The organism is Ruegeria sp. AL2, assembly GCF_056540845.1.
In genome coordinates this window covers 14,211-27,301 of record NZ_JBQFXM010000027.1, presented here as the reverse complement: position 1 = coordinate 27,301, position 13,091 = coordinate 14,211, and the positions used below count along the sequence as shown (strand labels likewise).

Here is a 13,091-nt window from a genome sequence, read left to right as displayed (position 1 = left end):
GCGACACGCTATGATCGCTGTCCCAAGGTCTTCCTCTCAGCCATCGCTCTGGCCGCAACCGTCATCTATTGGTTATGAATCCTGACCCTAGTCAAACTAATACCTGCGCATGAACTCAGTTTGGCTGAATTGGGTATAATCTATTTATCCGTTTTTTCGTCGTCTTGAGACAAGATCGTATCTGCCACCGTGGTAGCTGCTGTCACGAAGACACCGAGGCCCACGATGATGTATACCATTGTGAAGATTTTTCCTGCCGCAGTTTCAGGGGAGAAGTCACCAAACCCCACGGTCGAAATTGTCACTACAGAAAAGTAGATTGAGTCGAGCCAACTCCAACCTTCGACAAAGTGGTAAAAGACCGAGGCCCAAAAAATCATTCCAATTGTGAAGGCAAGGATGCCCTTAACTCTACCGTCCTTGAAAGCGACGCCTATCCCTCGTGTTATTCTGGTTAGTGAATTCATCTTGTCCTCGTTGATTGAAGAATTCACATATAGCAGTAATTACATGAATGTGGGGAATAGAAGGAATCTGATTGCCTGTAGTTTGGAAGATGTGTCCAGCAGCCATAGTCAAAGCTCATGCAACGTGTCCGTTTCTGGCTTTTGAAATCCACTTCAAACCAGCTGTTCAGAAACTGGGTGTGCCGGGTTTTGTTGCACAATTGCGCTTAGGGATTCACTCCATGAATCCAAGTTGATAGCTGGAGAGTATGAGCAGTTGGTCCCCTACGAAGTACAAGACCAAGAACTGACCGTCGTACAACACGGCGTTGAAGCAGCGCGGTTCACTATCGATCTGGTTTGAACCTGAGATGGCATGGTATGCGCCAGCGACGGGCAAGTGCGGTCGTCAGCCAGAGTTCAGCGATGCAGCGATCCAGGTTTGTCTGATGCTGAAGGTGCTGTTCGGCATGCCGCTTCGCCAGACGACAGGGTTCGTTGAAAGCCTGTTGCGCCCAGCAGGGCTTGACCGGAAAGTTCCGGACTTCTTACCCTCTGTCGTCACCAGAAGACGTTGAACGTCTCTATCCCATACCGCGGTGGAACTGGGCCGTTGCACCTGTTGATCGACGCGACCGGGATCAAAGCTGAGGGCGAAGGTGAGTGGAACGCCCGCAAACATGGCGGCAGTAAAAAAGCGCCTGTGGCGTAAGCTTCATCTCGGAATAGATGAAGAAACACTGGAGATCCGCGCGGTTGATGTCACGACAAGCAACATCGGCGATGCCCCAAGCCGCGCAGAGGCAAAGATGAACTGCGTCAAACTCCTTGGCCAAGGCATCATGGCCCGAGACTTCAATCGGCAGGTTGCCGAGTTCTAGGTCCGGATTGCGGTGCTCAACCGCTGCACAGCTCTTGGCATAACCAACACTGAGCCCGTAGCATAAATCCGTCCGGGGAAAGGGGAAGTGTGCTCACCCCCTGATTTGTGCAACAGGCCGGTGTGCCGCACAAACAGAGCGTTGGTCATTTACCCGTTTCTTAGACGTTCGACCAAATCGGCGAGAGTGCCAGCTATACGGTCAAGGTCATTTACAGTTCAGAATAGTAGCCGACCATATATTTCATTAACTTATTGATCAAATGGTCTAGGTTGCCCACGGGATGAAACGGAATACTGGGAGAAAGCCTTGCGATACGTTGCGAAAGGTATGTTGATTTGTTGCGCTGTCGCGTTTGTCGCTGTGTTGGCAGCTTGGCTTTTCCTGTCTTCTGCGTTGTTTTCCTCTGTCAGGAAAACTTTCGTTGAAAATCTGATCTCTAAGAAACTTGGTCAAGAGGTTAGAATTGAAGATGAAGTGCGTCTGGGTCTTGGTCGGCAATTGCAGGTATCAGCGGCGGGGCTGGTATTGCCTGGACCTCCGAATGCTGATGTGAACTTGGCAGCAATCGATGAAATTGAGTTTGAAGTTTCCGCGCGCGACCTCTGGAACAGTAAACTTTCGCTGAGTGACCTTTCTCTCTTGGGGGTTCACCTGAACCTGATCACAGACAAAGCAGGCGTCGGAAACTGGCAGTCCATTTCCCAAGCGGACGTTAATGCCGGGAAACCTGCAAAATCTCCGAAACTGCCAGTAGCTGGAATTCTATCGGACCACAAAATTGACCTGACTAATGTTGCCGTTCTTTACCGGAACGATCTAAACGGGCTTGAGTTGAATCTGCAGCTGCCTGAGTTGCTTTTGAAGCGTGATACGGAAACCGACGTTGCGACCGCAGTTGGGACTGGTTCGCTAAACGGAGAGAGTTTTGATCTGAACGGGACATTTCCCGCGGAAGACCCGTTTCAGGTTGCAGTGAACTTCGAACAGATCTCGATTGCCGCTCAGGAAGTCCCTCAAGAGAACGGGTTACAAGTGAAAACGACCTTAGATGTTGCCGAACTTGGCCAGTTTCTCGATATCCTGAAGCTAAACCGCGTTTTGGAAGGTACTGGGAATATTGGTGCAACGTTCAAATCAGTTGACGGCGTAGCACGAATTGACGACCTATCTGTATCGGCTGAATTAGAAGGCGGACAAAGCCTTTCGCTGACAGGGCAGGTCGGAGAATTGGGAAACCCGGAAGACGTATCGCTGACAACCCGCATTAGGTTGTACCCTGAAGATGCTGAACCAGCCCCTGCCGCATCGCGATATGATCTTAAACTTATCGCGGTCGACATGGTTATTGACAGCGTGCCCGGGCAGGTTCCGCAGCGACAAATGGTTATTGAGACCAACGGCTTCACGTTGGACACGTCTGGCGAAGGCCCGCCCCCGATAGAGTTCTCCGAGCTCTCTAGAACACCCGAAGGCGCCTTAAGGGTCGGGAGCATCAACCTGAGAATTGGGGAACCCGCCAATCCGTTTATCATTTTGAAAGGTTCGGTCGATGACGCGCTTCAGGTGCAAGGAATATCAGCCGAAGGCCTAATGGATATTCATGCAAGCAGTTTGATCTCACCAGAACTCCTAGGACCGGACGACCAACTCGGCAGGTTTTCCGGCGGCTTCCATTTGAACGGTGACATCAATCAGCTTTCGCTGACGAATTTGGATGCAAAGACAAGCGAAACGGAAGTCTGGAACCTCGAGGTGCATGGCACTGTTAAAAATGTACTTAAATTCGAGGACCTGGATTTGGCCATTGATGTCGCAGTCCCATCCGGAGCGGACCTATTGGAGGCTCTATCGCTTGAACGCGTGGAAACTGGGCAGGCTCGCCTTGAAATAGACATCGTTAGTGAAGGCACCGATTGGAACGCGAGTGCCAACGTCGAGGTTGCCGACTCGGTCTTGCAAATTGTGGCCGATCTTGATGATGCGACAAGTGACCCTGTACTGCAGGGTTCCATAGAGAGTGACCTGATAAAGGTAGATCAGATCCGAACCATCGTTCAGGCTGCTGCACAGTTGAGGAAAATAGGCGGTCCAGAGCCGGAAGAGAAAGAAACTAAGCAAGAAGACGAGCGCGACCAAGGTGCGCTAAGAGATGTAACGCTTAAACCTATCGGGCGTTCAATTCTCTTGTCCGGTATGGATATGGATGTCGACATCGACCTTCGGCACATAGAGGGTGCCAAGGGCATCAGCAGTTTGCAGAGCGAACTGACGCTCAACAAAAACGAGCTGAAGGCTGGGCCTTTGAAGTTTGAATACGGGGGCGCAAGTTTTGACGTCAGCGGGCAAATGGATCTATCAAACGACGCGCACCTGCTCACGTTGACCGGCAAAGCGGGTGGCTGGCAGTTGGAGGATATTCTTCACAATCTGAACTTCAAGAAAGGCGCGAGCGGTAAGATCTATACAGACTTTTCGGTGACAGGGGGAACCGATTCACCTAAGCATTTTACTAACACTATGAGCGGCAACGCCACAGTGTCACTGCGTGATGGCTCGATCGAAACCCAGCTTTTAGATCTGGCAGGGTTAGGGCTGCTACCTTGGGTGTTTACCAAGGAAAAACAGAAGGTAGCTCCAATTGTATGTCTGCGAGCGCCGATTAGTATTTCCAATGGGAACCTCTCGACGAAACAAACCACGTTGGAAACAGATCACGTCCAGGTTGTCGTCTTTGGTGCTGTTGATTTGGCGGGCAAGGCCTTGGACCTAAATCTACAACCCCGCAAAATCGGAGAGCCTCTTTCGAGAAGTCCGTGGCCAGTGACTTTAAAGGGCCCGCTGGCTAAGCCGAAGGTTAAGGTCAAAGACGGACCAAAAAGACTGAAACGATCGGATGGTGCGGACAAAATGCCGACAAAAAGAAAGCTATGCGTTCCGGATATCTTGCAATTGCAGTAGCGGCGGGGGCCGACAGAGAAAGAACAAATCTAGGGTTTAAGAAGCAGACAATTCTTCCGAAAAACCGCACGTTCTTTATCACTTTAACCAATGCCGAAAGCAACGATTCCGCATTCTGCGTCTGGCTGAACTTTGACCCAAACAGCTCAATTGATGTCTCGGGGCAAAGTTATGCGTTCCAGGTTGCCATGTCCCTACGGTCAGGACTCACAACAAAAAGATGACGGTCGCGGCAAGGCATATGGCGGACAGGAACAAGTCACCGCACCTGTCATAGCGCGTCGCGATACGGCGCCAGTCTTTCAATCTGGCAAACAGATTCTCGATGCGATGGCGCTGACGATATAGCTTGGCGTCATGTTCAGCCGGATTTCTTCGACCACGTCGCGCCAGTATGCAGGCCTCGGTGCCGCGTTCGGCAAGCGCCTCACGGAACCAGTCTGCATCATACCCTTTGTCTGCCAAGAGTGATTTGGCTCGTGGAAGGCTGCCCAGCAACACCATAGCACCCTTTGCATCGCTCATCTGGCCGGATGAGAGGAAGAACGTCAGTGGCCTTCCACGTCTGTCGCAGACCGTGTGCAGTTTGCTGTTCAAACCGCCCTTTGTGCGACCGATGGCACGCGTTCGAGCCCCCCCTTTTGAGAGGCTTGACGCTGTTCGGTGTGCCTTCAGGTGAGTGCTGTCGATCATGATGGTTTCACCATCCTGTCCTGGCTGAGCCAGTTCCCTAAAGATACGGGCAAAGATACCCATGCGGGACCATCTCACAAAACGATTGTAGAGCGTCTTGTGCGACCCATAATCCGCCGGAGCGTCTCGCCACCGAAGGCCGTTTCGAATGACATGGATGATACCGCTAAGCACCATTCGGTCGTCGGATCGTCCACCCCCGCGAGGTTTCGGGAAAAGGTGTTTGATGCGGTTCACGTGGTCTGACTTATGCCAAAACAGATGCGACATGTGCATTCCTCCCGTCGCCCTTGAATCACGGACTTACGCCGGTTGGAACCGCCATATCGAACGTCAAGAATGCCGACTTTTCCGCCGTCTGACGGAAGGGGCAACCGTTAGCAAAACACAGCGCCAATTTCCAAAGCCCGCGTTCGGTTGGAGCTCATTTAACGGAGAGTAGAGCGCTAATCCCCTGCTCGATGCGTCCTGCGACAGGCTCCGCAAGCGGGATCGAACGCAGGAAATATTCTGGGTCGACCCCGGCCTCGAAGAATGCCGCCAGAGCCTTTTTCCCCATATCTATTCGCCCGGCCATTGCATGCATGGCGGCAATCAGCATCCAGTCGTACAGATTGTCACGGCCATCCACCTCGCTGATCATATCCGAGGCCACCTCGTATTCGCCCCGCATGAAGGGATCGAGCGCACAAGGGATGTTGATCCAGATTGGCAGTAGCGGGTTGTGTTCTCTTGCGCCTTCGATCATGGCTGTCGCTTCTCGCGTGTCCCCGATTGCGGCGAGCCAACCTCCCACCATCGCAGTCAACAACGTGGCATTCGGGTTCGCCTCGATAGCGCGCTCTATCAGGTTTGCGTACCGGGTGTTCTCACCGTGGAATCGCGCGAAACTCGCAGCGGCGTAGAGAGCTTCCTGACAGTTAGGTGCCAACGCGATGGCCGTTTCTGCATGGCTCCTTCCATCGGAGACAACATCTTCCGCAGACCGGGCGCCCAAAGCTGCTTCCTCGATTAGTGCAATGGCCTTGAGCGCGTGGGCCAACCCGCTCGAAGGATTGTCGCGTAGCGCGGTGTCGATGAGGTCACTGAACTCTTCGAGACTGGATCGGCGTGAAGTCCGCATGTGTGCATGAAACGCCAGAAGGGCCTCAAAGACACCTGCATCTTCCGCACGCCTCCCGGAGTATTGCGCATTGAGATCTTCGGCGACTGCGCCGTAGGCGTCCGCCATACGGGTCGCGCATTGCCGCGCAATTTGTTCCTGCACATCGAAGGGATCTTCTGAATCGCCGGAAACGCGAAACCTGTCGGACCAGACTAAAGCTTTTCCAGGGTTTCGGTCGAGTTGAACTGACACACGCAGGCTCCCACCAGCCTCCCGGACATTGCCTCTCAAGATGTAGTCTGAGCTCTCTATAAGTTCTTGTTGCCCTATCTCCCGCGTAGAGTGGTCGGTGTGCCAACCTGACAACACTTTGATCTGGCCAAAGCGGGCGAGCTCGAGCGCGATCTCCTCAGGCAACCCTTCTCGGAAAATCAGGGCTTTTTCGGAGTCCGCACCTTCAAACTGCAAGATTGCGAGTGTTGGTAGTCCACGAGGGATTCTTTTTAGGATTTTGCTTTCCTCTACCGCGCGCCGCACGAACTGCGGGCGATACCTGCCCTTCGGAACAGTGATTATGATCTCGTCGGCGACACCAGCCGTCAGGTAGTAGTGTTCAATTGCCTTGCGCAGCTTGATCGCTTCGATCCGGACAATGGAGTCATTGTTTGAGTCAAAATCGGCGCCGCGTCCGAAGATATCCATCGCAAGAGCAGTGCCCTTCAGGTATTCGCCCCGACCCTCAAGTTCTTCGGTAACAATGTGGGCGAGGAATTTCTGTATCCTTGGGCCAGCCGTGAAGTCAGGCGACGCCAGGATTTGCTCAAGTTGTTGGGCTATCTCTTCGTTGCTCGGTTGGTCTCTCATGGTCAGCCTCTGTAGCTTCAACCCCTAAACTCTAAGCCGCAAGCCCGCGCTTGCAACCTGTTTGCAAAATTGCTCCCCATCGGGTGGATCGGTTGGCGTTCGGCTCTGATCGCCCAACTGTTGTTAACAGTTGTCGACGTCCCGCTTCATCACACCGTTGGCTAAGTCCCAATCATCGAAAACGCGGACAGATCCGCAAAAGCCGAAGGGAAACAGAAAGATGAAAGCCTCCAACACCAAGAACCGCTCCTGGACCTCCACCGCCATCACCGCCATCCTGGCTGCCACTGTGACCACCACTGCCGTCACAGCCAATGCTTGTTCGCGCTTCGTTGCCGACACGGACCATGGCACAATCGTGACCCGTTCGCTGGACTGGGGCGGCAGCCGTCTGGGCGCCTATGCCCGTGTCCACCCGGAGGGCGAAGCCCGCGTTTCCTCTGATGTTGCCGAATACGCCAACGTAAAGGAATGGACCGTCAAGTATCACACGGTTGCCATGGAAGAGCACGAGACATTCCACGGTGTCACCGCCGAGGCAATCAACGACCAGGGCCTGAGCGCCATGGGCCTTTACATGAACGACTCCAAACCGTTCGTTACCGAGCACAAGGATAGCGGTGCGCCAGCGGTCAACATGGCAGACCTGACGACATTCATCGCCGAGAACTACGCCACCGTGGCCGAGGTCGTCGCCGGACACGAGGCCGGAGATTTCCAGATCGCCTGGGGAGCAAAGATGCGCGGCAGCGACAGCTACCACGGCGTGCACTTCTCGGCGGTCGACAAAAGCGGCCATATCGCACTCTTCCAGCTCAACGAAGGTGGCTTGGAGGTCGTCTACACCGGCGATACCGACAGCGATCTGCGGGTCATGGTCAACAGCCCGCTCCAGCAGGACCAGCGCGAGTACGCCGCCCAATTTGATCTTGCAAACAATCCGTCGGGGCAAGGCATCCCTGCCGACATCGGGTCGGCTAACCGCAATGTCCGGATGCTCTGGACGTCAATGAACCAGGATTACAGCGATCTGAACTACGCCGAAACGCTGGGCCGCATCCAGCAGGCCTTCGATTACTCGGTGACCGTGCCCTTGAACATCCAGGACCCGCAGGACAACGGCGCAGGCGATGACTACCCCACCTGGGTAAGCTTCCAGTACAACTTGGACAATGGGGATATTCGCACCCGCGCCATGGATACGGCTCAGACGATCACTTTCAACATTGAGGACACGAAGGCCTTCGACGGTCCTGTCTGCGCCGACCTCATCCAGCAGGCCAATGATGGCAATGGCGACGTAAAATGGGGGACCTGCAACGCGAACTCCTGAAACTTAGACCGACCCCTCCAAGTATCACATGACAACTGCCGCTCCGGAAATCCGGGGCGGCGGAACATTGCGAGCCTAAATCCCCTGAACCAAGGCAGACCTCTGCCCGAATTGAATAGTTGCAGCTCCTCGCAGCCAGCCGATCACTTTATACGAGCAAGATTTGTAGGTCCTGAGCCTAAGACACGACCATTAATACCAACCCTGGCACTGTCACCACTTACACTGAATTGATCTAGCCAGAGGGCCTTTCACCCAACTTTTTATATACACCGAAATCAATAACGATGACGGCATAAGTGGTTCTTTTGATCCGAAAGCCCTGTTTCAATCAAACCAATCCAACAACCGCAGTAATGCATTTGTGTAGTTTCGTAGATGAACCAGATGAATTGCTATGACCTCACGCTTATTCCAATCCACGTCAGACAACTTGGCGTAGCCGCCGATAAAGCTTGGATAGGTGTTCGCGGGCGAAGGTTTGCACCAGTGGCTTTTTCGGTAGCTTCTTCAAACTTCGCTCAAAATCCCGCAATCCGTTCAATCACCCAAAAGGCGGCTAGACTACCAATGCAGTAACTTGTCACGTGTTCAAGCTGGACCGCTCGCTCTTTTACTGCCGGATAGAGAAGCCGGGCCGCGAACCCAATGGTCAGTACCACAACGATAAACAGGATCTGACCAAGCTCTACCCCGACGTTGAAAGCAAACAGGGCCAGTGGAATGTCCCCTTCAGGCAAGCCGATCTCTCTCAGTGCCCCGGCGAACCCCAGACCATGTATCAAGCCGAATGCGAAAGCGACGATCCAGGGGAAACGCACGGCCAACGGGTCACGGTTCTCCGGTGAAAGCGATAGCTCATGGGCGAGGAACACGATTGAAAGCGCAATCACGGCCTCGACAGGTGGAGGAGGGAGGTTCAGCCAGCCGAGAGTGGCCGAAGCCAACGTGATGCTGTGCGCAACGGTGAACGCCGTGATCGCCCAGAACAACCGACTGCGATCGCGTATCAGCAGCACAAGCGCGAAGACAAAAAGCAGGTGATCAAGGCCTTCGAGGATGTGTGTCACTCCGAGCGCGACATAGCTCGAAAGGATGTCGAGAACCCCAGGATCCTCAGGTACAGTGAATGCGGTTTCGGTCCATGTCAGGCGACGCACCTGCGTCTGTCCGGGTTCCAATTCGTACCGCACTAAGGTTTCCGTTCTGGTCTGCTCCAGCCCGACGATCTCGATCACACCGCCCTCAAGGCCTCCTGGACAGGTGGTTACCCATGCGGTTGTCCAGGCACGTCCATCAAAGGACGGTGACGGAGGCGGCTCATGTGAACAGTTCCCTGGCAGGCGAGCCTCTATGGGCATCATTCGACCGTTCACGTCAGGTGCGCGCCAGGTCACGCGCCAGCGCTCTTGCCCCATGGACGCGAGATCGAGATACCCTGGATCAAGCGCGTGGGCCGGCGCGTATCCCGGCAGACAGATGGCGGAAATGGCGAGCAGAAGTAACAGCAGCCGTTTCATCTGTTCAACACCTCTTCGGCGTTGGGCAAGATAATGGTGTAGCGATCCAGCAGCGCTTGACCGAAGCTTTCGCGCATTTTCTTTGTCTCAGCGGCGAGCCATTCGGCCTTTACGCGGTCGCGGATTTCGGACAGCGGTGGCAGCACGGCGTCCATTCTCTCGATTACCCGCACGAGATGCAGGCCATAGCCGCTCTCGACCGGACCCTGCCATTTTCCGACCGGCAGGTCCGCCAGCGCCTCGTGGAACCCCTCTCCAAATGTGCGGTCGATCACCGGCGAAGGCGTTATCGGAAAGGACTGTGGCAGTAGAGTAGCCGGTCCCAGCGTCGCCGGGTCGGCACCGTTCTCCAGCAGCGCCAGAAGTTCTAAGGTATCCCGATCTCCGGGCACAACGATCTGTTCCAGAGCCATTCGAGCGGTTTGCGTGAACCGTTCCGGGTTTTGGTCCAGATACGTCTGAAGCATGGCCTCATCTGGTTCCACCATCGCGGCGCCGGATTCTGCGAGGAACTTCATCTTCTGGTTCAATCGCTGGCGTATGACCACGTCGCCTTGATCAAGTCCGAGGATCAGCGCCTCGCGGACATAGGCCTCTTCCAGCGCCCACGATTGCATCAAGTTCTCCAACTCCCGGATCGTGGGGGGGCGGTTCCAGGTGGCAATGAAGTTCTGCACCAGTCGGTTTGCCTCGCTCTCGGTCAAGCTGATCATATCGGGGCTGAGCGCAACTGGCTCATCCTCGATCGCCGCGTATGCGGCAAAGATCAGGGCACCAAGCGCGAAGAAATGGACAAGCGGGGAAAGAAGAAGCGTTCGCATGCGTATCATCAGGCCTTCGGGTATCAGTCGCCACAAGGGGGTAAGCTCTACGGTCGGCGATGTGATTGCAAGCTATTACACAAAACCCAAGTAATCTTGAGGCATATACAATCGCCAACCTCGCGACCCTTACCGCCGGATTCCATGCATTCGACGATGATCAAGGGTATCGTGGCACGGAAGCTTTGGCACCAAACGGGCGCCCTTAATCAGACCAGATTTCCAACGCCAAATCTCTATACCAAGCACGACGTCCGTTTGATCTCGGTCATGGGGACTGTTCGACCAAACCGCTAAAATATGGTTTTATGCTAAAACAGAAGCGTTGGGAGGAGAAGACATGGAACAGCAGAGACACGCCGCCGTAAAAAACACGATTGCCTTGCTCGCAACGACTGTCCTCACTACGGCAATGCCAGCCCATGCGCAGGAATGGACCCCAGCTTCGGAACAGCTCGCCGATACCTATCCAGCGCCGGCCTATTCACCCTATGCTGGTCGAACTTTCCCGGAACGGCCACTTTGGGGAGAGACGCATCTTCATACGGGACAATCTATGGACGCCGGAGGTTTCGGTGCGCGCCTTGACCATGAGGATGCTTATCGTTTTGCGCGCGGAGAAGAGATCATCGCGTCCTCTGGCCAGCCTGTTCGCCTGTCGCGCCCATTAGACTGGCTGGTTATTGCAGATCACTCGGACGGTATGGGCATGATCTTCGACGCTCTTGCAGGCAATCCGTCGGTTACGCGCTATGAACAGGGCAAACGTTGGTCCGACGGGTTCCGCGCGGGCGGACAGACAGCAGTGGATACAGCGCTTGACCTGATCGGAAGCGTTTCTCAGGGCGCCATCGAAGAGGAAATGTTCAACAATTACATGCCCGGCTCGCGAAGGTTCGCAACGATTTGGTCGGACAACCTCAAGACCGCCGAGCGCTTCTACGAGCCCGGCATCTTTACCCCAATGCTCGGGTTCGAATGGACTTCGCTCGTCGCGGGCAACAACATGCACCGCAACGTGATTTTCCGCGATGGGCCGGACCGCGTTGGGCAAGTTGTTCCCATGGTGATGACGCCGCCCTGGGGCAGTCCCGATCCCATGGATCTCTATGCCTATCTCGAGGCCTACGAGGAGAAGACCAACGGCGCGGTGCTGGCACTTGCACATAACGGCAACCTGTCCAACGGGGTGATGTTTCCGATCGACATCCGGTTCGACGGCTCGCCTGTGACTCAAGAGTACGTTGAAGCCCGGGCCAAATGGGAACCGCTCTATGAGATCACTCAGATCAAGGGCGACGGCGAGGCACACCCGTTTCTCAGCCCGAATGACGAGTTTGCCGACTATTACAATTGGGATGTCGGCAACCTCGATCTATCCGAAGCCAAGACCGAGGATATGCTGGCGCGAGAATATGCCCGCGAAGCGCTGAAGAGCGGGCTGGCGCTGGAAGCTGAGTTCGGGACAAATCCTTACAAGTTTGGGTTCAGCGGCGCGACAGACAGTCATACCGGTCTTGTGACCGCCGAAGAAGAGAATTTCTTTGGCAAGCACACCGGGTACGAGCCGTCCGCAGAGCGGATGCAGCATCCTTTCATGAAGAATGAAAACGGTGAGCTGTTCGCTTGGCAGATGGTCGCTGCCGGTCTCACGGCGGTCTGGGCCGAGGAGAATACACGCGAAAGCATCTTCGACGCCATGGCGCGCAAGGAAGTCTACGCCACGACCGGCCCTAGAATATCGGTTCGTTTCTTCGGTGGCTGGGACTTTGACGAGGCCGATATCGCATCTCGTATTCCGTCAACCGTAGGGTATTCGAAAGGCGTGCCAATGGGCGCTGACCTGTCCGCTGCACCCGATGGTGCCGAGGCGCCAACATTCATGGTGGCCGCGCTAAGGGATCCGATTGGCGCCAACCTCGACCGCATCCAGGTCGTGAAGGGCTGGCTCAATGAGGACGGCACGACCAGCGAAGCCATCTATGACGTCGCCTGGTCCGACGGGCGCGTCCCCGGCTCGGATGGCATGCTGCCCGCGGTAGGTGATACGGTGAATGTGGCAACGGCGAGCTGGGCCAACTCGATCGGGGCATCCGAGCTTGCGACCGTCTGGACCGACCCGGATTTCGATCCGGCACGCCCGGCCTTCTACTACGCCCGGGTATTGGAGATCCCCACACCGCCTTGGTATGTCTACGATGCCTATCGCTACGGGATCGAGATTCCTGAAGGTGCACCAATGTCGCAGCAGGAGCGCGCCTATACCTCGCCGATCTGGTACACGCCGGCAGGCTGACGGATGGCGGAATTTGGGATGACAGTAACCCTCGACAGCCCCTTTGATGGCGCTGCTGTGCTACCGGAAGTGTCGCAAGGCTTCGAGAAAACCAATATCGTATACCACAGTTGGTACTCGCGCCGATTTTTCGGATAGCAAACAACCAAATTGAGAATGGTATTTCCATAA

9 protein-coding genes and 1 pseudogene are annotated in these 13,091 nt (G+C 55.0%); 5 read left to right on the top strand and 5 right to left on the bottom strand.

The genetic code is table 11. The features are described from left to right. Positions 1–140: 140 nt before the first annotated feature. Positions 141–467, bottom strand: coding sequence for a potassium channel family protein (locus ACR0ID_RS18595; protein WP_480518982.1), 327 nt, complete (start codon positions 465–467; stop codon positions 141–143). Between the two features lie 350 nt (positions 468–817). On the opposite strand from ACR0ID_RS18595, the pseudogene ACR0ID_RS18590 reads away from it, so the two are divergent. From ACR0ID_RS18590 to ACR0ID_RS18580, 3 genes and pseudogenes are all read left to right on the top strand, one after another. Next, positions 818–1,158: pseudogene (locus ACR0ID_RS18590) on the top strand (transposase). Further along, a complete protein-coding gene (locus ACR0ID_RS18585; protein ID WP_480607780.1) occupies positions 1,106–1,327 on the top strand; it encodes a hypothetical protein in 222 nt (73 codons plus the stop codon). The pseudogene ACR0ID_RS18590 and the gene ACR0ID_RS18585 overlap by 53 nt, the downstream one beginning before the upstream one ends. Positions 1,328–1,636: 309 nt before the next feature. Continuing rightward, a complete protein-coding gene (locus tag ACR0ID_RS18580; protein ID WP_480607777.1) occupies positions 1,637–4,288 on the top strand; it encodes an AsmA family protein in 2,652 nt (883 codons plus the stop codon). A 207-nt stretch (positions 4,289–4,495) separates the two neighbouring features. Here the strand turns inward: ACR0ID_RS18580 and ACR0ID_RS18575 are convergent, their stop codons facing one another. Together ACR0ID_RS18575 and ACR0ID_RS18570 are read right to left on the bottom strand one after the other, a co-directional pair. Then, positions 4,496–5,251, bottom strand: coding sequence for an IS5 family transposase (locus ACR0ID_RS18575; RefSeq protein ID WP_480607774.1), 756 nt, complete (start codon positions 5,249–5,251; stop codon positions 4,496–4,498). A gap of 154 nt (positions 5,252–5,405) precedes the next feature. Next, positions 5,406–6,950 carry a hypothetical protein gene (locus tag ACR0ID_RS18570; protein WP_480607771.1) on the bottom strand — a complete coding sequence of 515 codons (1,545 nt, stop codon included), beginning with the start codon at positions 6,948–6,950 and terminating at the stop codon, positions 5,406–5,408. Between the two features lie 220 nt (positions 6,951–7,170). Between ACR0ID_RS18570 and ACR0ID_RS18565 the strand changes: the two genes are divergently transcribed. After that, a complete protein-coding gene (locus tag ACR0ID_RS18565; protein WP_480518990.1) occupies positions 7,171–8,283 on the top strand; it encodes a linear amide C-N hydrolase in 1,113 nt (370 codons plus the stop codon). A gap of 521 nt (positions 8,284–8,804) precedes the next feature. Here ACR0ID_RS18565 and ACR0ID_RS18560 read toward each other — a convergent pair. Next, positions 8,805–9,803, bottom strand: coding sequence for a HupE/UreJ family protein (locus tag ACR0ID_RS18560; RefSeq protein ID WP_480518992.1), 999 nt, complete (start codon positions 9,801–9,803; stop codon positions 8,805–8,807). Continuing rightward, positions 9,800–10,624 carry a peptidyl-prolyl cis-trans isomerase gene (locus tag ACR0ID_RS18555; protein ID WP_480555608.1) on the bottom strand — a complete coding sequence of 275 codons (825 nt, stop codon included), beginning with the start codon at positions 10,622–10,624 and terminating at the stop codon, positions 9,800–9,802. Before ACR0ID_RS18555 ends, ACR0ID_RS18560 begins: the two co-directional genes overlap by 4 nt. A 340-nt stretch (positions 10,625–10,964) precedes the next feature. On the opposite strand from ACR0ID_RS18555, the gene ACR0ID_RS18550 reads away from it, so the two are divergent. Beyond that, complete coding sequence (locus ACR0ID_RS18550) at positions 10,965–12,920, top strand: DUF3604 domain-containing protein (protein WP_480607767.1); 1,956 nt, start codon at positions 10,965–10,967, stop codon at positions 12,918–12,920. Positions 12,921–13,091 lie beyond the last annotated feature (171 nt).